The sequence below is a fragment of the Streptomyces sp. NPDC085460 genome, assembly GCF_044541975.1.
Taxonomy (GTDB): Bacteria; Actinomycetota; Actinomycetes; order Streptomycetales; family Streptomycetaceae; genus Streptomyces.
Genome location: NZ_JBITTO010000004.1, coordinates 120,910 through 142,110 on the forward strand (window position 1 = coordinate 120,910; position 21,201 = coordinate 142,110).

Consider the following 21,201-nt stretch of genomic DNA (forward strand, 5'->3'; position numbering starts at 1 on the left):
CGCCCTAGTACAGGGCGTCGCGGCCCTCCTTGCCCAACCGGCTGTTCCGGCGCCCGTACGCGAAGTACACGACGACGCCGAGCGCCATCCAGACGGCGAAGCGGAACCAGGTCTCGCCCGGCAGGTTGAGCATCAGCCACAGGGAGGCGGCGATGGAGACGATCGGCAGCACCGGGACCCACGGGGTGCGGAAGGCGCGGTGCAGGTCCGGGCGGGTGCGGCGGAGGACGATGACGCCGGCGGCGACCATCACGAAGGCGAAGAGGGTGCCGATGTTCACCAGGGTCGCCAGCTCGTTGATGCTGGTGAAGCCGGCCACGATCGCGATGACGACGCCGAGCAGGATGGTGGGGCGGTACGGGGTCTTGAAGCGCGGGTGCGTCACCGAGAAGAAGCGGGGCAGCAGTCCGTCGCGGCTCATCGCGAAGAAGACGCGGGTCTGGCCGAGCAGCAGGATGAGGCAGACGGTGGTGAGGCCGACGGCCGCGCCGAAGCTGATCACACCGGCGTAGAAGGGATGGCCGACGGATTTGAAGGCGTCGGCGAGCGGGGCGCTGACGGACAGTTCGGTGTAGTGCTGCATGCCGGTGACGACCAGGGCGACCGCCACGTACAGCACGGTGCAGATGAGGAGCGAGCCGAGGATGCCGCGGGGCATGTCCCGCTGCGGCAGCTTGGTCTCCTCGGCGGCGGTGGCCACCACGTCGAAGCCGATGAAGGCGAAGAAGACGATGGAGGCGGCGGTGAAGATGCCCATGACGCCGAAGTTGGTGGGCTCGTACCCGAAGAGGAGCTGGACGAGCGGGGAGTCCCAGTTGGAGCCGCCGCCCTCCGGGGTCACGGCCGGCGGGATGAACGGCGAGTAGTTGTCGCCGACGATGAAGAAGAGGCCCGCGATGATCACGATCATGACGACGGTGACCTTGATGGCCACCACGACGGCGGTGATCCGGGCGGACAGCTTCATGCCGACGACGAGGATCACGGTGAGGACCAGGACCAGCAGGAAGGCCAGGATGTCGAAGGTGCCGCCCGGCGCGTCCGGTCCTTCCAGGGCCGCCGGTAGGTGCCAGCCGATGTTGTCCATCAGCGAGCGCACGTACCCGGACCAGCCGACCGCCACCACCGCCGTGCCCAGCGCGAACTCCAGGACGAGGTCCCAGCCGATGATCCAGGCCGGCAGCTCGCCGATGGAGGCGTACGCGAAGGTGTACGCCGATCCGGCCACCGGCACCGTCGAGGCGAACTCGGCGTAGCAGAGGGCGGCCAGGGCGCAGACGATGCCGGCGGCGACGAAGGCGAGGGCGGTGGCGGGGCCCGCGTTCTCCTTCGCGACCTTGCCGGTCAGGACGAAGATGCCCGTGCCGATGATGACACCGACGCCGAAGACCGTGAGGTCCCAGGCGGAGAGGGACTTCCGGAGCGCGTGCTCCGGTTCCTCGGTGTCCCGGATGGACTGCTCGACCGACTTGGTCCGGAACATCCCGGAGTTGGCCCGTGGGGGGCGCTGGTCCGTGCTCACCGTGGTACCTCCGCGTCGTCCGTGACGTCGGGTCTCGGAGCCCCCGGTGGACGGGGGTCTAGGGGACGCCTGCCCTCAGTGAGGTCAGCATGCACACAAAAGGGCCGATCGGCACCCGGAAGGGTGAGCCGACCGGCCCAAAGGTGACGCTCGGTGAGCGGCCGCCCGTGGGGGCGGGGTCAGTCGCGGGCGGGCTCCACGGCACGCTCGGCGCGCTCGAACTTGCCGTCGAGGCGCGAGACCAGGCCGGTGACCTGGCGGGCGATGTCGGGGGCCGTCAGGCCGATCTCGGCCATGACCTCGGCGCGGGAGGCGTGGTCGAGGAAAACCGGCGGGATGCCGAAGTCGCGCAGCGGCACGTCGACGCCGGCGTCGCGCAGGGCCTGGGCGACGGCCGAGCCGACGCCGCCGACGCGGCTGTTGTCCTCGACGGTGACGACGACCCGGTGGCCGGCGGCGAGCGGGGCGAGGGCCTCGTCGACCGGCTTGACCCAGCGGGGGTCGACCACGGTGGTGGAGATGCCCTGGTTGTCGAGGAGGCCCGCGATCTCCAGGCACATGGGCGCGAGGGCGCCCACGGAGACCAGGAGGACGTCCGGCCGGTCCGTGCCGGGCTCGCGGAGCACGTCCATGCCGCCGATCCGGCCCACGGCGGGGACGGCGGGGCCGACCGCGCCCTTGGAGAAGCGGACCACGGTGGGCGCGTCGGTGACCTCGACGGCCTCGCGGAGCTGGGCGCGGACCTGGTCGGCGTCGCGCGGGGCGGCGAGCCGCAGGCCGGGTACGACCTGGAGGATCGACATGTCCCACATGCCGTTGTGGGAGGCGCCGTCGGTGCCGGTGACGCCGGCCCGGTCGAGGACGAAGGTGACGCCGCACTTGTGCAGGGCCACGTCCATCAGGACCTGGTCGAAGGCGCGGTTGAGGAAGGTCGCGTAGACGGCGAAGACCGGGTGGAGGCCGCCGGTGGCGAGGCCGGCGGCGGAGACGGCGCCGTGCTGCTCGGCGATGCCGACGTCGAAGACGCGCTCCGGGAACTCCTTGGCGAACCTGTCCAGGCCGACCGGCTGGAGCATGGCCGCCGTGATCGCGACGATGTCGGCGCGCTCCTTGCCGAGCGCGACCATCTCGTCGGCGAAGACGCCGGTCCAGTCGGCGCCGGAGGTGGCGATCGGCAGGCCGGTGTCGGGGTGGATCTTGCCGACGGCGTGGAAGCGGTCGGCCTCGTCCTGGAGGGCGGGCTGGTAGCCGCGGCCCTTCTCGGTGAGGCAGTGGACGATCACCGGGCCGCCGAACCGCTTGGCGCGGGTCAGGGCGGACTCCAGGGCCTCGATGTCGTGCCCGTCGATGGGGCCGACGTACTTGAGGCCGAGGTCCTCGAACATGCCCTGGGGGGCGATGAAGTCCTTGAGGCCCTTCTTGGCGCCGTGCAGGGTCTCGTAGAGCGGCTTCCCGACGACCGGGGTGCGCTCCAGGATGTCCTTGCCGCGGGCGAGGAAGCGCTCGTAGCCGTCGGTGGTGCGCAGGGTGGCCAGGTGGTTGGCGAGGCCGCCGATGGTGGGCGCGTAGGAGCGCTCGTTGTCGTTGACGACGATGACGAGCGGGCGGTCCTTGGCGGTGGCGATGTTGTTGAGCGCCTCCCAGGCCATGCCGCCGGTGAGGGCCCCGTCGCCGATGACGGCGACGACGTGGTCGTCCTTCTTCAGGATCTGGTTGGCCTTGGCGAGGCCGTCGGCCCAGCCGAGGACGGTCGAGGCGTGCGAGTTCTCGATCACGTCGTGCTCGGACTCCGCCTGGGAGGGGTAGCCGGAGAGGCCGCCCTTCATCTTCAGCTTGGAGAAGTCCTGGCGGCCGGTGAGGAGCTTGTGCACGTAGCTCTGGTGGCCGGTGTCCCAGAGGACCTTGTCCTTCGGGGAGTCGAAGACGCGGTGCAGGGCGATGGTCAGTTCCACCACGCCGAGGTTGGGGCCGAGGTGTCCGCCGGTCTTGGACACGGCGTCGACGAGGAAGGTCCGGACCTCCGCGGCCAGCTGGTCCAGCTGTTCCGGGGAGAGCCGGTCCAGGTCGCGCGGTGTCCTGATACGGGTCAGCAGGGCCACCCGTGCCTCCTTGCGTTCTGAGCTGGTCGAGCTTGCCGATTTTGCCGAGTCTAATGTTCCGTCTTGGATCGTGGGCATCGGGCCAGCCGGAGTGGCGTCACCCGCACGGGGGACGTACGGCCCCGGACACTGCTCCGGACGCGACGGTGCCCGGCACCGGTTCTCCGGTGCCGGGCGAATGTGGCGCGTCTTACCCGAGGGGCGTCACACGCGTCACACGTGTCGCGTGTGTCACGCCCGTCCCGCGGATTTCTGGGTCTTGCGGGAGACGGAGTCGATGATCACGGCGATGAGGAGCACGGCGCCGGTGATCATGTACTGGATGGCGTTGGACTCCAGGTTGAGCTGGTTGAGGCCCTGGACGATGGACTGGAGCACCAGGATGCCCAGGAGCGCCGACCAGACCTTGCCGCGGCCGCCGAAGAGGGACGTGCCGCCGATGACCGCCGCGGCGATGCACATCATGAGCTGGTTGCCGCCGCCGAGGGAGCGGTCGGCGCCGCCGGTGGCGGAGGCCAGGAAGAGTCCGCCGACGGCGCCCAGGGTGCCGGAGATCATGAAGACGGAGATCCGGATCCAGGCGACGTTGATGCCGGCCCGGCGGGCCGCCTCGATGCCGCCGCCGACCGCGAAGACCTGCCGGCCGTAGGTGGTGCGGCGCAGCACGAAGTCGGTGACGAGCAGGATCACCAGGAAGATCACCAGGGAGAGCGGCAGGCCCTTCTCCTGGTTGAAGGCGTACGCGGCGACCAGGACGAGGACCGCGAGGACGCCGGTGCGCAGCAGGATCTCGCTGTGCGGGCGGTGCGGCAGCTCGGCGGCCTTGCGGCGGCGGGAGTCGCGCAGCTGGGCGAGGTAGAAGGCGGCGATGACCACGGCGGCGAGGCCGTAGGCGGCGGCGACGTCGGAGAAGTAGAACTTGGTGAGGTCGCCGACGAAGCTGCCGATCGGGGTGGGGATGGTGGACCGCTCGCCCATCACCCAGGTCTGGAGGCCGGCCCAGCCGAGGAAGCCGGCGAGGGTGACGACGAAGGCGGGGACGCCGATCTTGGCGAAGACCAGGCCGTGGAAGGCGCCGAGGAGGGCGCCGGAGAGGATGCCGAGGAGGATCGCGACGGAGTCCGGCATGTCGGTGGCGAGGACGCCCCAGACGGAGCCCGCGAGGCCGGCGACGGAGCCGACGGCCAGGTCGATCTCACCGAGCAGCAGCACGAAGACGATGCCGACGGCCATGATGCCGGGGCCGGCCGCGTACAGGGTGATCTGGTCGAGGTTGTACGAGGTGATGAAGTTGCCGGTCAGCGCCTGGAAGACGATGCCGATGACGATCAGGCCGACGACGACGGGCAGGGAGCCGATCTCGCCGGAGCGGATCTTGCGCTTGAACTCCTCGGCGTATCCCTTGAAGCCCCGCTCGCGGACGAGGAGGCGGGGGTCGACGGCGGGGACCGCCGCGGCGGCCGGGGTCTCGGTGACGGCGGCCTCGGGGGTGCGCGGCTCGGGCACGGGCGCCTCGTCGGTCGCCTCGGGGGTCGTGCTCACTGGGCTACCTCCGCGGTGCGCGCCTGCCGGCGGGTCACGGCGTTGTCCGTGGCTCCGGTGATCGCGGCGATGATCTCTTCGTGCGTGGTGGTGGCGACCGGGAAGGTGCCGTTGTTGCGGCCGAGGCGGAGCACGGCAACGGTGTCGGCGACGGCCTTGACGTCGGCCATGTTGTGGCTGATGAGGATGACGCCGAGGCCCTGCTCGCGGAGCCGCTCGACCAGGTCGAGGACCTGTGCGGTCTGCTCGACGCCGAGGGCGGCGGTGGGCTCGTCCAGGATCACGATCTTGGGGTCGCCGACCAGGGCGCGGGCGATGGCGACGACCTGGCGCTGTCCGCCGGAGAGGGCGGCGACGGGGATGCGGACGCTGGGGATGCGGATGGAGAGGGTGGAGAGGAGGTCCTTGGCCCGCTTCTCCATGGCGACCTCGTCGAGGACGCCGCCCCTCTTGAGTTCGCGGCCGAGGAAGAGGTTGGCGACGACGTCGAGGTTGTCGCAGAGGGCGAGGTCCTGGTAGACGGTGGCCACGCCGAGGGCCTGGGAGTCCTGCGGGCGGGAGATCTCGACCGGGCGGCCCTCCCACTCGATGACGCCCTCGTCGATCGGGTGGACGCCGGCGATCGTCTTGACCAGGGTGGACTTTCCGGCGCCGTTGTCGCCGACCAGGGCGACGACCTCACCGGCGTGGACTTCGAGGTCGACACCGGAGAGGACCTGGACCGCTCCGAATCGCTTGAAGATCCCGCGCAACGCCAGGACAGGCGTCTGGGACACGTGAACCAACTCCTTCGCCGCCCGTGCGGAGGGCGGCGGCATGTCGCGCCGTACGGCGCCGAGTTCGAGGGGGGCTGTGCTCGTCCGGCCCCGGACCGACAGCGGGGTCTGGGTCGGCCGGGGCCGGACGGCGAGGGGGCGGAGCCGCGGCACGGGGGGCGGCGCGTTCCGCGTCCTGCCGGGGCTGACGGTCCGGCAGGAGGGGCTGGGGGCCCGGGAGTCGGGCCCCGCGGGGCTTACTTGATGCCCAGCTCGGTGCACTTGGCGGCGAGGTCCGCGGTGCAGATGTCGGCGGCGGCGTAGATGCCGTCCTTGATCACCGTGGTCTGGATGTTGGTCTTGTCGACGACCACCGGGGCGAAGAGGGTGGACTTGACGCCGTCGGTCTCGCCCTGGGCGCCGAGGTCCTTGCCCTGGAGCAGGTTGACCGCGAACTTGGCGGCCTCGGGGGCCAGCTGGAGCGGCGACTTGTAGATGGTGAAGGTCTGGCTGCCGGCGACGATCCGCTGGATGCCCGCGACCTCGGCGTCCTGGCCGCCGACCGGGATGTTCTTGATGCCGGCGTTCTCCAGGGAGGTGATGATGCCGCCCGCCATGCCGTCGTTGGCGGAGTAGACGGCGCCGATCTTGTCCTTGCCGACGGAGGAGACGGCGGCGGCCATCTTCTCGCCCGCGACCTTCGGGTCCCACTCGCCGGACGCCTCGTAGGCGATCTTGCCGACCTTGCCGTCGAGGGCGGCGTGGGCGCCCTTCTTGAAGAGACCGGCGTTCGGGTCCTTCTCGTCGCCGTTGATCATGACGATCTGGGCGGTGGCGGCCTTGGCGCCGAGGGCGGCGAGGAGGGCCTGGCCCTGGAGCTCGCCGACCTTGTTGTTGTCGTGGCTGACGTAGGCGTCGGCGCCCTGGATCGCGCGGTCGTACGCGACGACCTTGACGCCCTTGCCCTGCGCCTCCTTGACCCAGCCGGCGGACTTGGCGGCGTCGACCGAGCCGAGCGCGATGACCTTCACGCCGTCGGCGATGAGCTGGTCGAACTGCTGCTTCTGCTTCACGACGTCGGAGACGGCGTTGTTGTAGACGACCTCGCAGTCACCGCAGGCGTCCTTGACGGCCTTCTCGAACTGCGGCTTGTCCAGCGCCTCGTACCGGGCGGTCTTGTTCTCCGGCAGGAGGAGACCGATCTTGGTCGAGCTGCCCTTGTCACCGCTGTCGTCGCCGCCGGCCTGGCCGCAGGCGGAGAGCGCGAGGGCCATGGAGACCGCGGCCGTGCCTATGACGACGCGACGGGTCATTGCGTTCATGTGAGGTGCCTCCCTGACGAGGCCGCGACGGTGCGGCCGAGGTGCCACGAAGTCAACTCGGCCGCACCACCGTCGTCAAGAAGTGAAAACTTAACGAGATGACAACGGTGGTTAGCGTTTTCTAAGTGAAGGCAGGAACGGAGGCGGGGGCGGCCGCCGGAAATGCCCCCTCTGTCCCGCTGAGCAGCGTCGAATCGCCCATCTCGCTGAGCACCAGGGCCAGCGCCCCCAGCACCTCCGCACGGCCCCCGAGGGCGCCCTGCACAAGGGAGAGCTGGCGCGCGGCGCTCGGGATGGCGTACCGGCCGACCGAGTCCCGGATCGGGGCGAGCACCAGCTCGCCGGCCTCCGCGAGATCGCCGCCGAGCACGACCCGGCTCGGGTTCAAGAGATTGCAAAGGTTGGCGATACCGCTGCCGATGTGCCGCCCGACGTCGGCGATGACCCGCCGGCAGCCGGGGTCGCCCTCGCGGGCCAGCTGCACCACCCGCTCCATGGTGAGGTCGGGGCCGTGGCTCGGCTGGAGCAGCGGCAGCACGTACCGGGCGGCGGTGAAGGTCTCCAGGCAGCCCCGGTTGCCGCAGCGGCAGACCGGCCCCGACTCGTCCAGGGTGATGTGGCCGATCTCGCCGGCCGTGCCGCCCGGTCCCCGGTAGACCCGCCCGTCGATCACGAGGCCGGCGCCCACGCCGCTCGCCACCTTGATGTACGCCAGGTCCTTGACGCCCCGGCCGCTCCCCCACACCAGCTCGCCGAGCGCGCCGAGGTTGGCGTCGTTGTCGACGTGGACGGGGACCCCGAGACGGGCGGACAGCTCCTCGGCCGGGTTGATGCCGCTCCAGCCCGGCAGGATCGACGTCGAGCCGAGCGTCCCGGAGGAGACGTCGATGGGGCCGGGGACGCCGAGGCCGACGCCGATCACCTTGTCACGGCCGATTCCGGTGGCCACGATGAGCCGGTTGACCAGCTGCTCCGCCCGGTCGAAGCCCTCCGCCGCGGAGGCGTCCACGTCGAGCGGCTCGGCATCCTCGGCGAGGACCTGGTGCGCGAGGTTGCCGACCGCGACCCGCAGGTGGGTGTGACCGAAGTCGACGCCGATGACGATGCCGGCGTCGCCGGAGAGCGAGACGCTGCGGGCCCGCCGGCCGCCCGCCGAGGTGGGGGTGACCTCGACCGTGCCGCCGTCCTTCAGCTCCCGCACGATGTTGGAGACCGTCGCGGCGGACAGCCCCGTCGACCGGGCGATCTCCGCCTGGGTCAGCGAACCGGCCATCCGGACCGCCCGGACGACTCGTTCGAGATTGGCCCTGTGCAGAGACGTCTGCGACCCCGGAGTCTCCATCGACTCTCTCACTCCCACCGTTTTCTCCAACATGTGAACTCTAAGGGGACGCTTTCCGCTTCGCTTCCGTCAAGACCCGGAGCGAGGCCAGGGGATGCGCGGCGGGCACGCGAAAGCCCCCGCACGCGGGCGCGCGGGGGCTTGGGAGCGCTTTCAGCCCTACTTCACGGCACCGGCCGTGAGACCGGCCACCACCTGCCGCTGGAAGACGATGTACGCGGCGAGCACCGGCAGCATCGCCATCACGAGGCCGGCGAAGAGCCCGGACCAGTCGCCCTTGTAGCCCTGGCTGACCGCGAGCTGCACCAGTCCCTGGGAGAGCACCTTGTTGTCGGGGTCGGTGTTGAGCACGGTCGGCAGCAGGTACTGGTTCCACTGCCCCAGGAAGTTGAAGATGCCGACGCTGATCAGGCCCGGCCGGGCCATCGGCAGCATCACCTGGAAGAAGGTGCGGGTGTGCGAGGCGCCGTCGATGAAGGCCGCCTCCGCCACCGAGGTCGGCAGCGTCCGGAAGAACGCCGTCAGGAAGAAGACGGTGAAGGGCAGCGAGTACGCGATGTAGACCAGGATCAGGCCGTGCAGGGTGTTGAGCAGGGCCATGTTCTGCATCACGTAGAAGAGCGGCACCAGCGCCAGGATGATCGGGAAGCTCATCCCTCCGATGAAGAGGAAGTAGAGGAAGCGGTTCCCGGGGAACTCGAAGCGGGCGAGCACGTACGCCGCCATCGAGCCGAACAGCAGGGTGCCGACGAGCGAGCCGCCGACCACCACGATCGTGTTCAGGAAGTACTCGCTCATGTGCGCCTGGGTCCAGGCGCGCGACCAGTTCTCGAAGTGCAGCGCGTCCGGCAGCGACCACGGCGAGGTGAAGATCGCCCGGTCCGTCTTGAAGGAGGTCATCACCGCCCAGAGCAGCGGCATCACCACCATGATCGCCCAGATGATCAGGACGCCGTGCGAGAAGACGTTGAGGACGCCGCCCTCGCGCTTCTCCTTCACGGGGGCCGCGGACTTCGCGATCACCGGGTCCTGGCCGGGCCGGGGGGCGGGGATGGTCGCGTCCCCGGTGGGCGGGGTGTCGGTGGTCTTCATCAGAACTCCAGCCGCTCGCGCCGGCCCAGCTTCATCACGACCGCGGCGAAGGCGAGCGTGACGAGGAGGAGCGCGACACCGATGGTCGTGGCGTAGGCGGCCTGACCGTCCCGGAACGCCTTCTGGTACACGTACAGCGGCATGACGATGGTCGAGTAGTCGGGCCCGCCGCCGCTGGGGCCGACGGTCATGATCTGCACCACCGCGAAGGACTCCGCGCCGAGCGCGAGGATGCCCATGTAGATCCAGCCCGACTGCACCGTGTCCCAGAGCAGCGGCAGGGTGATCTTGAAGAAGGTGGTGAAGCGGCTGGCGCCGTCGAGCAGGGCCGCCTCGTAGAAATCGCGCGGAATGGACGCCATGCCCGCCGAGAAGAGCACCACGAAGAATCCGACCGTGGACCAGACGAGGACCACCATCACGCAGATCAGGGCGAGGTTCGGGTCACCGAGCCAGTCGGGCTGGATGCTGCCGAGCCCGATCGCCTTCAGGAACGAATTGATCGCCCCGCTGTTCGGGTTGTACGCGAACTGGAAGAGCAGCGCGACGATGACGATCGACAGCACCTGCGGGAAGAAATAGACGATCTTGTAGAACGAGGAGCCGCGGACGCCCGCGATCGCCGCGCCCTTCCGCCGTTTCCCGCCCACGTTCAGCATGAACGCCAGGAAGAGGGCGAATCCGACCGTCACCAGGGGAAGGACGACGGCGAAGGTCAGACTGTGCTGGAGCGACTTCCAGAAGATCTCGTCCTCGAACAGTCTGGTGTAGTTGGCGAGTCCGACGAACCCGAATTCGGGACTCAGTCCCGTCCAGTCCGTGAGCGAGTAGTAGATGGACTGGATGAACGGCCAGATGACGAAGAGCGCGTACAGCGCCAGGGGTGCGGCCAGGAACCCCACGATGAAACGGTACTTGCCGTGCTGCATTCCGAACCGACCCCGATCTCCGGCGAAGGACGCGCGCCGCGGCGCCGCGCGCCGAGGGGCCGGGGCCCGCTCCCGGTCGGCGGGAAGGGGCCCCGGCACTGCTCACTGGTGCTTGTAGTGCTTGATGTTCGGGTCCTTGGCCGCCTCGTCGGCGAACTTCTGGATCTTCTTGATCGTCTCGGCGGGGGTGGCGCGGCCGGCCATCATCTCGCCGATGCCGGCGACGCCGATCTTCTCCTTCTGGAGCGCGACGTACCAGTCCTGGAGGCGGGGGTTGACCACGTTGGCGCCGGCCTTCTCCAGGGCCGCCACACCGGACTTGAGGCCCGGGGAGAGCTCGATGCCGTCGGTGCCGCCGTTGAGCGCGCTGAGCGACTTCACGGACTGGGTGAAGTTCTTGGAGGACGCCTCGCTGAGCATGATGCGCAGCTGCTCCATCGCGCCCTCGGGGTTCTTCGCCTTCGCCGGGACGATGAAGGGCTCGCCGCCGGCCGCCCAGAGGGTGCCGAACGGCATCTTGTCGGAGGAGTCCAGGCCGGTCGGGGCGGAGACGGCGAGGCCGAAGTCGGCCGGCATCGTCGGCGCGGCCTCGTTCTCGACCCAGGAGCCGTTGGGGAGGAACAGCGCCTTGCCCTCGGTCCAGGCGGTCTGCGACTGGATGTGGTCGAGGCCGGTGGTGCCCTGGAGGATGTAGCCCTTCTTGAAGAGCTCGAAGTACGCCTCGAAACACGCCTTGACCGCGGGGTGTTCCCACGCCTTCGGTTCCAGGTTGTCGATGGCGTCGAGGACCTCGCGGCCGCCGACCTTGCCGATCATCGGGTAGAGCGAGAAGGGGAGGTAGTACGGGTGCTTGCCCGCGTACGTCCAGGGCGCGATGCCCTTCTTCTTGGCCTTCTCGCAGACGGCCAGCATCTGGTCCCAGGTCTCGGGGTACTCGGCGTCGAGCGAGTCGAGCGCCTTCTGCGAGTACCACACGCCGTAGACGGTGTAGGCGTAGTTGAGCATCCAGCAGGGCTCGCCGTCGAACTGGCCCATCTCGATGATGCCGGGGCGCAGGGTGTCGCGGACCTTCTTGCTCGGGTCGTCGACGGAGGGCGCGTCCAGGAGCGGGGTCAGGTCGGTCAGCTGCTTCTGGCCGACGAGGACGCCCATGTCCATCTGCTCGGCACCGGAGTTGTCGATGAGGTCCGGCGGGGTGCCGCCGTTGAAGCGGGGCTGGAGCGCGGTGGTGATCTTCTGGGTCGGGGTGAACTTGACCTTGGCCTTCGGATGGGCCTGCTCGTAGAGCTTGATCGCGTCCTTCGCGTACTGCTGGCCGAAACCGCCGTCGAAGAGAACGAAATCGAGCTCGGCCGACTCATTCACCGCGAGCGGGTTCTTGTCGGACTTGACGCCCTTCTCGACCTTGTCGTTGCTCTCGCCGCCACCGCTGGCGCAGGCGGAAAGGAAGCCCATGGCCGGGACGGAGACCAGACCGAGAGCGGCGGAACGCTTGATCAGATCACGACGGCCGAGGCCGCCCTCGTTCGAGTGGGCGGAGGTGGATCCCATGCTCAAGTCCTCGCCTTCATTCAGGACTCAGGCGGTGTACCGGTCGCCCGTACTTCGTCTCGCCACCGGCGAAGGGCCCCGCCACCGCGGTCATTTGCAGCAGGTGCAGCTGGGTCGTGCAGGCGTCGGGCCGTCGCCGGAAGGATCCGACGGGCTGGACGCCGACAGGTATAGTCCACTTCCCTCGACGGGAGCAAGATCGAAAGCAGCATTCGTCAGGCATCTTTCCCGAGTTGAGACCTCGGGCTTTTCTCCCGGCCTTCCGCCGGAACACTTCCCGGCCTGCGCGGAATCCATCCCTCCGGAGTGTCTTCACAAGGTGAATGGTCCATGCGAAATCCGGCGAACGGGACCCCCCTCGAAGGAAGTTGCGGATGGCTGGAACCGCACGGGCACCAGCACCGTCTTCCTGTCATGTACGGACTCGCCGCCGGGCGGGCGGAAACGGGGGAAATCCCGCCGAACCGGGCCGAGTTCGGTGGCCGTCCGTACTGTCCCGTTCTCGATATGGATCTGGAGATATACGTGGCCAAGACTTCTGGCCTGAACCGCACGGGCGTGCTCGCCCGTGTCACGGTCGCCGCGGTGACCGCCGCCCTGGTGGGCACCACGACGGCGGCGGTGGCGGCGGAGCCGGTCGGCCCGACGTTCAAGCCCGCGCAGCAGGCGCAGCCCACGGGCTCCGGGAACGCCACCGCGGCCGCGGCGACCGCGGCCTCCGGCACGCAGTACAACAACCTCTTCGGCGTGCACAGCAACGGCGACGTCATCGGTTACACGCCCGTCGGCGGCGGCACCATCCAGCGCATCGCCGGCAAGGCCGGCACGGGCTGGGTGGGCTACAAGCACATGAACCAGGCGGACACCGACGGGCGCCTGGAGGGCAACGCGTACCACTCCGACGGCTGGTACGCCGTCACCAGCGGCGGTCGGCTGCACCACGCCAGCAACGGCCCGGTCCGCGACCTCGGCGGCGGCTGGAACATCTACAACAAGGTCGTCTCGGCCGGCAACACCGGCGGCGCCGGCCCGGACGACATCCTGGCCCGCGACGGCGCCGGCGTGCTCTGGCACTACCTGGGCACCGGCAACGCCGGCCTGACCCAGCGCTACCGCGTCGGCTCCGGGTGGAACGCGTACACCCAGATCGCGGGCAAGGGCGACGTGACCGGCGACGGCCGCGCCGACGTGGTCGCCCGTGACCGGGGCGGCGTCCTGTGGCTGTACAAGGGCACCGGCAACTACCGGGCGCCGTTCTCCTCCCGGATCCGGGTCGGCAGCGGCTGGAACATGTACAACCACCTGTTCTCCTCCGGTGACCTGGACGGCGACGGCCGCGCGGACCTCGTCGCCCGCGACGGCGCCGGCGCGCTGTGGCTGTACAAGGGCAGGGGCAGCTCGTCCTCCCCGTACGGCACCCGCATGAAGATCGGCACGTCGGGCTGGAACAACTTCCGCGCGCTGTTCTGATCGACCGCGTACGACGGAAGGGCCCCGCTCCTCGCGACGAGGAGCGGGGCCCTTCCCGCTTCTCCAGGGGTGCTCCGGGGCGCGTCGGTCAGGGACCGGCGTGCGGGGCGCGGGCCGCCGACGAGCCGTCACGGACGACCTCGCCCGTGAGGTTGCCGTTGGCTCCCGAGCCGAGGAACAGCACCAGCCTGGCGACGTCGTCCGCGTCGGAGAGGCGGCGGGTGGGCGTGCCGGCGGCGAGCTTGTCGGTGATGAACGCGGGAAGGGGCGGACGGCTGTCGGTCAGCGTGAAGCCGGGGGCCACCACGTTGACGAGGATGCCGTCCCTGCCCGCCTCCCAGGCGAGGCTGCGGGCGAGCCCGTAGAGCCCGGACTTGGCCGTCCCGTAGGGGCCGGGGCCGGGCACGCCCTCCTCGGCGACGCTGGAGGAGATCAGGACGATGCGGCCCCAGCCGCGTGCGCGCATGCCCGGCAGGACGGCCCGCACCTGGGCGGCGGCTCCGATCAGGTTGGCGCCGATCATGGCCTGCCACTCCTCGAGCGGCACGTCCTCGAAGCGGACGCTCGGGTCCGGCGGGCCGTCGCCGCCCCAGCGCACGGCGTTGGCGACGAGGACGTCGACCCCGCCCCACTGCTCGACGACCGTGTTCACGGCCTCCTCGACGGTGCCGAGGTCCTCCAGGTCGAGCCGGACCGCGAGCGCCCGCCCTCCCGCGCCCTCGATCCCGGAGACGACCTTCCCGGCCTTCTCCGGGTTGTCGCGGTAGGTGAGGGCGACCCGGGCGCCCTCCTGCGCGTACGCCCGGGCGGTCGCGGCGCCGATACCGGTCGAGGCGCCGGTGACCAGGACCACGCGGTCCTCGAGTGCGGTATCCATCGTGCGGGGTGTCCTCTCTGGCGGCAGTGCGTGCTCTGCGAACGTGCGTCTTCTGCGGACGTCCGGGGGCGGCGGACAGGGGCCCGCTCCGCCCCGCGGCGGCGTCTCAGGCGGCGGGGTTCTCGGCGGGCACGCGGGTGGCCAGGGCCTTGACCCGGTCGAGCGCGGCCGCGCGCGATGCCTCGTGGACGTCCCGGAACCGCGCGAGGAACGGCATGACCGGCGCGTGGGTGAGTTCGGTGTGCACGAACTCCACGTCGTCGAGTCCGAGCACGGCGAAGTAGGCGCGGAGGAACGGCTCCTGGAAGTCGAACGGCTCACGGGGGGTTCCGGGGCCGTACGCGCCGCCGCGCGCGCTCAGGACGACGGCGGACTTGCCGGCGAGCGGGATCCACGGCAGGGTCACCCGGTCCATCCAGGTCTTGAGGGCTCCCGGCACGGTGAAGTTGTACATGGGCGTCCCGATGACCAGGACGTCCGCCGCGATGAGCTCCTCGATGAGGGGGCGGGTCTCGGCCCATGCCCCGGCGAGCTCGGGCGCGGCGGCCACCCCGTCCATCGCCGCGAGGTCCTTGACGCCGTTCAGGGACGACAGGGTGGACAGCCGCACGCGGGCCTCGTCGATCGGCCGCACCGGGTCCGCCACCAGGTCGCGGTAGGTGTACACGCCGTCCGGGTGGGTTGTCTTCCAGTGGCCGGCGAAGGCGACGCCGAGCTCCCTGGAGAACGAGTCGCTTCGGGCACTGGCGTCGAGATGTAAGAGCTGCGGCACAGCGGTCCCTTCCGAGCAAGACGATCTGAAGTCGGGACCAGAGTAGTTCGAGATAATCTCAAGTCAAGACGATTTCGAACGGTTGCTATTCTGCCGGCATGTCCCTCACCACTCCCGCCGACGAGCAGGCGTCGGGCCCCCGGCTCCACAGCGATCTGCACTGGCTCTTCGCCCGGCTCAAGCAGGGCCTCGCCACCGCGGAGACCTCGGCCGTCCGCGAGCACGGCCTGTCCCTGTGGGGATACACGGTGCTGATGGCGATCGTCGACGCGCCCACGAGGAGCCAGCTCGCCCTCGCTCAGGCCGTCTCCGTCGACAAGAGCAAGCTCGTCCTCGTCCTCGACGAACTGGAGGCGGCCGGACTGGTCGCCCGCCGGCCCGACCCGGCGGACCGCCGGGCCCGCATCGTCGAGGCGACCGACGACGGCCGGCGCGTCCTCGACGCCGCACGAGACGACGTCCGGGCGATCGAGGACAGCCTGCTCTCCGACCTGGAGCCGGCGGCCCGTCAGGCACTGCGCACCGTCCTGGGCCGACTCGTCGGCGCCCCGGTCACACGGATCGAGGACGGCCGGGCGTACGACGACGCCTGCGCCCCCCGGCAGGCGTGACGGCCGCCGCACCCGGCCGCGCAGGACCCGTGGGAACAGGCGAGCCCCGCTCCTCGTGACGAGGAGCGGGGCTCGTTCCGTTGCGCTGACCCTTAGCCGCGGATCAGGTTGCGGAGCACGTACTGCATGATGCCGCCGTTGCGGTAGTAGTCCGCCTCGCCGGGGGTGTCGATGCGGACGACCGCGTCGAACTCGACACCGGTGTCGGTGGTGACCTTCACCGTGCTGGGGGTGGTGCCCTCGTTCAGCTCGGTGATGCCCGCGATGGAGAAGGTCTCCTCGCCGGTCAGGCCGAGCGAGTCGGCCGACTGGCCGGCCGGGAACTGGAGCGGGAGGACGCCCATGCCGATGAGGTTCGAGCGGTGGATGCGCTCGTACGACTCGGTGATGACGGCCTTGACGCCGAGGAGCGCGGTGCCCTTGGCGGCCCAGTCGCGGGACGAACCGGAGCCGTACTCCTTGCCGCCCAGGATGACCAGCGGGATGCCGGCGGCCTGGTAGTTCTGCGAGGCGTCGTAGATGAACGACACGGGACCGTCGGCCTGGGTGAAGTCGCGGGTGAAGCCGCCCTCGGTGCCCGGCGCGATCTGGTTGCGCAGGCGGATGTTGGCGAAGGTGCCGCGGATCATGACCTCGTGGTTGCCTCGGCGCGAGCCGTAGGAGTTGAAGTCACGACGCTCCACACCGTGCTCGGTGAGGTACTTGCCGGCCGGGGTGTCGGCCTTGATGGCGCCGGCCGGGGAGATGTGGTCGGTGGTGACCGAGTCGCCGAGCTTCGCGAGCACGCGGGCGCCCGTGATGTCCTTGACCGGGGTGGTCTCCATCGTCATGCCCTCGAAGTACGGGGGCTTGCGGACGTAGGTCGACTCGGCGTCCCACTCGAAGGTGTTGCCGGTCGGGATCGACAGCGCCTGCCACTGGGCGTCGCCGGCGAAGACGTCCTGGTAGGACTTGGCGAACATGTCCTCGCCGATGGCGTTGGCGACGACGTCGTTGACCTCGGCCTCGGAGGGCCAGATGTCCTTGAGGAAGACCGGGTTGCCCTCGGTGTCGACGCCGAGCGCGTCCTTGGTGATGTCCACCTTCATGGAGCCCGCGAGGGCGTACGCGACGACCAGCGGCGGGGAGGCCAGGTAGTTCATCTTGACGTCGGGGTTGATGCGGCCCTCGAAGTTGCGGTTGCCCGAGAGGACCGAGGTCACGGCCAGGTCGTGCTCGTTGACCGCCTTGGAGACCTCCTCCGGCAGCGGGCCGGAGTTGCCGATGCAGGTGGTGCAGCCGTAGCCGACGAGGTTGAAGCCGACCTTGTCGAGGTACGGGGTGAGACCCGCCTTGTCGAAGTAGTCGGTGACGACCTTCGAGCCCGGGGCGAGGGTGGTCTTGACCCACGGCTTGCGGGTCAGGCCCTTCTCCACGGCCTTCTTCGCGACGAGCGCGGCGGCGACCATGACGTACGGGTTCGACGTGTTGGTGCAGGAGGTGATGGCCGCGACCGTCACCGCACCGTGGTCGAGGGTGTAGGTCGAGCCGTCGGGGGCGGTGACCTCGACCGGGTTCGACGGGACCGAGCTGGAGACGGCCGGGGCGTCGGAGGCCGGGAAGGACTCCTGGCCCGCCTCGTCGACCGAGTCGACGTAGTTGCGCACGTCCTGGGCGAACTGCGCGGCGGCGTTCGCGAGGACGATGCGGTCCTGCGGGCGCTTCGGGCCGGCGATGGACGGGACGACCGTGGAGAGGTCGAGCTCCAGCTTCTCGGAGAAGTCCGGCTCGGCCTTCGGGTCCAGCCAGAGGCCCTGCTCCTTGGCGTACGCCTCGACGAGCGCGACCTGCTGCGCGGAGCGGCCGGTGAGCTTGAGGTAGTTCAGGGTCTCGCCGTCGATCGGGAACATCGCGGCGGTGGAGCCGAACTCCGGCGACATGTTGCCGATGGTGGCGCGGTTCGCCAGCGAGGTGGCGGCGACGCCCTCGCCGTAGAACTCGACGATCTTGCCGACGACGCCGTGCTTGCGCAGCATCTCGGTGATCGTGAGGACGAGGTCGGTGGCGGTGGTGCCGGTCGGCAGCTCGCCGGTCAGCTTGAAGCCGACGACGCGCGGGATCAGCATGGAGACCGGCTGGCCGAGCATGGCGGCCTCGGCCTCGATGCCGCCGACGCCCCAGCCGAGCACACCGAGGCCGTTGACCATGGTGGTGTGGGAGTCGGTGCCGACGAGGGTGTCCGGGTACGCCTGGCCGTTGCGGACCATGACGGTGCGGGCCAGGTGCTCGATGTTCACCTGGTGGACGATGCCGGTGCCCGGCGGGACGACCTTGAAGTCGTCGAAGGCGGTCTGGCCCCAGCGCAGGAACTGGTAGCGCTCCTTGTTGCGGCCGTACTCCAGCTCGACGTTCTGCGCGAACGCGTCGTTGGTGCCGAACTTGTCGGCGATGACGGAGTGGTCGATGACCATCTCGGCCGGGGAGAGCGGGTTGATCTTCGCCGGGTCGCCGCCGAGCGCCGCGACGGCCTCGCGCATGGTGGCGAGGTCGACGACACAGGGCACACCGGTGAAGTCCTGCATGATCACGCGCGCCGGCGTGAACTGGATCTCCTGGCTCGGCTGGGCCTGCGAGTCCCAGTTGCCGAGCGCGCGGATGTGGTCGGCGGTGATGTTCGCGCCGTCCTCGGTGCGGAGCAGGTTCTCCAGGAGGACCTTCAGGCTGTAAGGGAGGCGCGCGGAGCCCTCGACCTTGTCCAGCTTGAAGATCTCGTACGACTCGTCGCCCACGCGCAGCGTGCTGCGGGCGTCGAAGCTGTTCGCCGACACGACAGTCTCCTTCATCAATGTGCGCGTACTACCGTCATGCTGCCGCCACGGCTCCTCGCCGATCCGCTAAGGTAAGGCTAAGTTAGGTAACCCTTACCGTTCAGGCGGCCACGGTGCGCCGTAAGCAGTTATCTCGATGTCGAGATAACTCTAGTGCATCCCCGCCGATCGGTCATGCCTGGGCACCCCGCGATCCGGTGTGGCGCCCCCGACACGCGCGCGTACACCCGGAAGAACACCGGCCCACACCGCCCCGGCCGCACCACCCACGCCACCCCGCCCGCCGGCACCACCCACGCCAACCGCCCGCGCCGCCCACCCTTCCGGCGGCGCACGCGTTGCCGGGCTCCGGGGGCGGGCCGACGATCGGGGCATGTTCACCGGCGCGCACGTCATCCTGTACACCCGCGACGCGGAGGCCGACCGGGCCTTCCTCCGGGACGTCGTCGGCTTCCCGCACGTGGACGCCGGGCGGGGCTGGCTGGTGTTCCGGCTGCCGCCGGCCGAGGTCGCGGTGCACCCGACGGAGGACGAGCCGAAGCACGAGGTCTACCTGATGTGCGAGGACCTCACCCGTACCCTCACCGCTCTGGAGGACAAGGGCGCGGAGATCTCACGGGCCATCACCGACCAGGGATGGGGCCTGCTCGCGGCGGTACGGCTGCCGAGCGGCACGGAGCTGCCGCTGTACGAGCCGCGCCACCCCACGGCGCTCGACCTGCCGACGTAAGCCGAACCGGGCATAAGACCCCATACGTAACGACACGTCACCCGTTTGCCGTACCCCAGTGATCGACACATCTCATATCTGAGATAACGTGACGCCATGGCAGACGACTACCTCGTACGCATCGGCAAGCTCATCCGTGACGCGCGGCAGCATCGCGGCTGGACCCAGACGCAGCTCGCCGAGGCCCTGGCCACCAGCCAGAGCGCGGTCAACCGCATCGAGCGCGGCAACCAGAACATCAGCCTGGAGATGATCGCCCGCATCGGCGAGGCGCTCGACAGCGAGATCGTGTCCCTGGGCTACGCCGGACCCATGCACCTCCGCGTCGTCGGCCGCCGCCGGCTCTCCGGCTCCATCGACGTCAAGACCAGCAAGAACGCCTGCGTCGCCCTGCTCTGCGCCACCCTCCTCAACAAGGGCCGCACGGTGCTGCGCCGGGTGGCGCGCATCGAGGAGGTCTTCCGCCTCCTCGAAGTCCTCAACTCCATCGGCGTCCGCACCCGCTGGATCAACGACGGCGTGGACCTGGAGATCGTGCCGCCGGCCGAGCTGGACATGGAGGCCATCGACGCCGAGGCCGCCATCCGCACCCGCTCCATCATCATGTTCCTCGGCCCGCTGCTGCACCGCATGGACCGCTTCCGGCTGCCGTACGCCGGCGGCTGCGACCTCGGTACGCGCACGATCGAGCCGCACATGATCGCGCTGCGCCGCTTCGGCCTGGACATCACCGCCACCGAGGGCCTCTACCACGCGCAGGTGGAGAAGGCGGTGGCCCCGGACCGCCCGATCGTGCTGACCGAGCGCGGCGACACCGTGACCGAGAACGCGCTGCTCGCCGCCGCCCGCCACGACGGCGTCACCGTCATCCGCAACGCCTCCTCCAACTACATGGTCCAGGACCTCTGCTTCTTCCTGGAGGCCCTCGGCGTACGGGTCGACGGCGTCGGCACCACCACCCTCACCGTCCACGGCATCCCGGAGATCGACGTCGACGTCGACTACTCCCCCTCCGAGGACCCGGTCGAGGCGATGAGCCTCCTCGCCGCCGCCGTCGTCACCGAGTCCGAGCTGACCATCCGCCGGGTGCCGATCGAGTTCCTGGAGATCGAGCTCGCGGTCCTGGAGGAGATGGGCCTCGACCACGACCGCTCCGCCGAGTACCCGGCCGACAACGGCCGCACCCGCCTGGTCGACCTGACGGTCCGCCCCTCCAAGCTGGAGGCGCCGATCGACAAGATCCACCCGATGCCCTTCCCGGGCCTCAACATCGACAACGTCCCCTTCTTCGCGGCGATCGCGGCCACCGCCCAGGGCCAGACCCTCATCCACGACTGGGTCTACGACAACCGCGCCATCTACCTCACCGACCTCAACCGCCTCGGCGGCCGCCTCCAGCTCCTGGACCCCCACCGCGTCCTGGTGGAGGGCCCCACCCGCTGGCGCGCCGCCGAGATGATGTGCCCGCCCGCCCTCCGCCCCGCCGTCGTCGTCCTCCTCGCGATGATGGCCGCCGAGGGCACCTCGGTCCTGCGCAACGTGTACGTCATCAACCGCGGTTACGAGGACCTGGCGGAGCGACTGAACTCGATCGGGGCGCAGATCGAGATCTTCCGGGACATCTGAGGCCCCTCCGCCCGAGCCCCCTCCGCGCGGGCCCTGCCGCCGCCGTCCGGCGCGCCGGGGCCCGCGCGGCGTGCGTTGACCTCGCCAACACGCCTGCCTACGGTGGTTCTTGCTGCGCCGGGGGAGCGAGGGGGCTACGCGCGTGCGAGTGGAG

Annotated in this window: 16 protein-coding genes; 4 read left to right on the plus strand and 12 right to left on the minus strand. The window is 69.9% G+C overall.

The window, feature by feature from the left end:
* Window positions 1–4: 4 nt before the first annotated feature.
* From ACIGHB_RS11665 to ngcE, 9 genes are all read right to left on the minus strand, one after another.
* A complete protein-coding gene (locus ACIGHB_RS11665) occupies window positions 5–1,483 on the minus strand; it encodes an amino acid permease (protein ID WP_399912731.1) in 1,479 nt (492 codons plus the stop codon).
* Between the two features lie 218 nt (window positions 1,484–1,701).
* Window positions 1,702–3,621, minus strand: a complete 1,920-nt coding sequence (dxs, locus tag ACIGHB_RS11670; RefSeq protein ID WP_399911855.1) for a 1-deoxy-D-xylulose-5-phosphate synthase — start codon at window positions 3,619–3,621, stop codon at window positions 1,702–1,704.
* 231 nt (window positions 3,622–3,852) lie between these two features.
* Window positions 3,853–5,163: a sugar ABC transporter permease gene (locus tag ACIGHB_RS11675; RefSeq protein WP_388880330.1), complete on the minus strand. Its 1,311-nt coding sequence runs from the start codon at window positions 5,161–5,163 to the stop codon at window positions 3,853–3,855.
* Window positions 5,160–5,939, minus strand: coding sequence for an ATP-binding cassette domain-containing protein (locus ACIGHB_RS11680; protein WP_360309348.1), 780 nt, complete (start codon window positions 5,937–5,939; stop codon window positions 5,160–5,162). The genes ACIGHB_RS11675 and ACIGHB_RS11680 overlap by 4 nt, the downstream gene beginning before the upstream one ends.
* 236 nt (window positions 5,940–6,175) lie before the next feature.
* A complete protein-coding gene (locus ACIGHB_RS11685; protein WP_360309350.1) occupies window positions 6,176–7,240 on the minus strand; it encodes a substrate-binding domain-containing protein in 1,065 nt (354 codons plus the stop codon).
* A gap of 121 nt (window positions 7,241–7,361) precedes the next feature.
* Complete coding sequence (locus tag ACIGHB_RS11690) at window positions 7,362–8,582, minus strand: ROK family protein (RefSeq protein ID WP_399911860.1); 1,221 nt, start codon at window positions 8,580–8,582, stop codon at window positions 7,362–7,364.
* Between the two features lie 159 nt (window positions 8,583–8,741).
* Window positions 8,742–9,674: a carbohydrate ABC transporter permease gene (locus tag ACIGHB_RS11695; protein ID WP_360309354.1), complete on the minus strand. Its 933-nt coding sequence runs from the start codon at window positions 9,672–9,674 to the stop codon at window positions 8,742–8,744.
* Window positions 9,674–10,603 (minus strand): sugar ABC transporter permease, encoded by a 930-nt coding sequence (locus ACIGHB_RS11700; protein ID WP_360309356.1) that lies wholly within the window; start codon window positions 10,601–10,603, stop codon window positions 9,674–9,676. Before ACIGHB_RS11700 ends, ACIGHB_RS11695 begins: the two co-directional genes overlap by 1 nt.
* Before the next feature lie 102 nt (window positions 10,604–10,705).
* The gene (ngcE, locus tag ACIGHB_RS11705; protein ID WP_360309358.1) at window positions 10,706–12,154 is read right to left on the minus strand and encodes an N-acetylglucosamine/diacetylchitobiose ABC transporter substrate-binding protein; all 1,449 of its coding nucleotides are present in this window, start codon (window positions 12,152–12,154) and stop codon (window positions 10,706–10,708) included.
* A gap of 525 nt (window positions 12,155–12,679) precedes the next feature.
* Here ngcE and ACIGHB_RS11710 point away from each other — a divergent pair.
* Window positions 12,680–13,624 carry an FG-GAP repeat domain-containing protein gene (locus ACIGHB_RS11710; protein ID WP_399911865.1) on the plus strand — a complete coding sequence of 315 codons (945 nt, stop codon included), beginning with the start codon at window positions 12,680–12,682 and terminating at the stop codon, window positions 13,622–13,624.
* Between the two features lie 88 nt (window positions 13,625–13,712).
* Here ACIGHB_RS11710 and ACIGHB_RS11715 read toward each other — a convergent pair whose 3' ends face one another.
* Both ACIGHB_RS11715 and ACIGHB_RS11720 read right to left on the minus strand, forming a co-directional pair.
* Entirely contained in the window at window positions 13,713–14,501 is a 789-nt protein-coding gene (locus ACIGHB_RS11715) for an SDR family NAD(P)-dependent oxidoreductase (protein ID WP_399911869.1), read from the minus strand.
* Window positions 14,502–14,607: 106 nt separating this feature from the next.
* Complete coding sequence (locus ACIGHB_RS11720; protein ID WP_399911872.1) at window positions 14,608–15,273, minus strand: FMN-dependent NADH-azoreductase; 666 nt, start codon at window positions 15,271–15,273, stop codon at window positions 14,608–14,610.
* A gap of 98 nt (window positions 15,274–15,371) precedes the next feature.
* Between ACIGHB_RS11720 and ACIGHB_RS11725 the strand changes: the two genes are divergently transcribed.
* Complete coding sequence (locus tag ACIGHB_RS11725; protein ID WP_399911875.1) at window positions 15,372–15,884, plus strand: MarR family winged helix-turn-helix transcriptional regulator; 513 nt, start codon at window positions 15,372–15,374, stop codon at window positions 15,882–15,884.
* A gap of 92 nt (window positions 15,885–15,976) precedes the next feature.
* On the opposite strand, the gene acnA is transcribed toward ACIGHB_RS11725, so the two are convergent.
* Entirely contained in the window at window positions 15,977–18,691 is a 2,715-nt protein-coding gene (gene acnA, locus ACIGHB_RS11730) for an aconitate hydratase AcnA (RefSeq protein WP_399911878.1), read from the minus strand.
* A 373-nt stretch (window positions 18,692–19,064) separates the two neighbouring features.
* Here acnA and ACIGHB_RS11735 point away from each other — a divergent pair, with 373 nt between their 5' ends.
* Window positions 19,065–19,421, plus strand: a complete 357-nt coding sequence (locus tag ACIGHB_RS11735; RefSeq protein ID WP_360309370.1) for a VOC family protein — start codon at window positions 19,065–19,067, stop codon at window positions 19,419–19,421.
* A 96-nt stretch (window positions 19,422–19,517) separates the two neighbouring features.
* Window positions 19,518–21,047 carry a UDP-N-acetylglucosamine 1-carboxyvinyltransferase gene (locus tag ACIGHB_RS11740; protein ID WP_360309372.1) on the plus strand — a complete coding sequence of 510 codons (1,530 nt, stop codon included), beginning with the start codon at window positions 19,518–19,520 and terminating at the stop codon, window positions 21,045–21,047.
* The last annotated feature ends 154 nt before the right edge of the window (window positions 21,048–21,201 follow it).

Bases quoted from the DNA above. Each gene is read 5' to 3' on its own strand.
- ACIGHB_RS11695 (WP_360309354.1), bottom strand. From the start codon at position 9,674: ATGAAGACCACCGACACCCCGCCCACCGGGGACGCGACCATCCCCGCC.
- ACIGHB_RS11700 (WP_360309356.1), bottom strand. From the start codon at position 10,603: ATGCAGCACGGCAAGTACCGTTTCATCGTGGGGTTCCTGGCCGCACCC.
- ACIGHB_RS11735 (WP_360309370.1), top strand. From the start codon at position 19,065: ATGTTCACCGGCGCGCACGTCATCCTGTACACCCGCGACGCGGAGGCC.
- ACIGHB_RS11690 (WP_399911860.1), bottom strand. From the start codon at position 8,582: ATGGAGACTCCGGGGTCGCAGACGTCTCTGCACAGGGCCAATCTCGAA.
- ACIGHB_RS11725 (WP_399911875.1), top strand. From the start codon at position 15,372: ATGTCCCTCACCACTCCCGCCGACGAGCAGGCGTCGGGCCCCCGGCTC.
- ACIGHB_RS11740 (WP_360309372.1), top strand. From the start codon at position 19,518: ATGGCAGACGACTACCTCGTACGCATCGGCAAGCTCATCCGTGACGCG.
- ACIGHB_RS11715 (WP_399911869.1), bottom strand. From the start codon at position 14,501: ATGGATACCGCACTCGAGGACCGCGTGGTCCTGGTCACCGGCGCCTCG.
- ACIGHB_RS11685 (WP_360309350.1), bottom strand. From the start codon at position 7,240: ATGAACGCAATGACCCGTCGCGTCGTCATAGGCACGGCCGCGGTCTCC.
- ACIGHB_RS11665 (WP_399912731.1), bottom strand. From the start codon at position 1,483: ATGTTCCGGACCAAGTCGGTCGAGCAGTCCATCCGGGACACCGAGGAA.
- ngcE (WP_360309358.1), bottom strand. From the start codon at position 12,154: ATGGGATCCACCTCCGCCCACTCGAACGAGGGCGGCCTCGGCCGTCGT.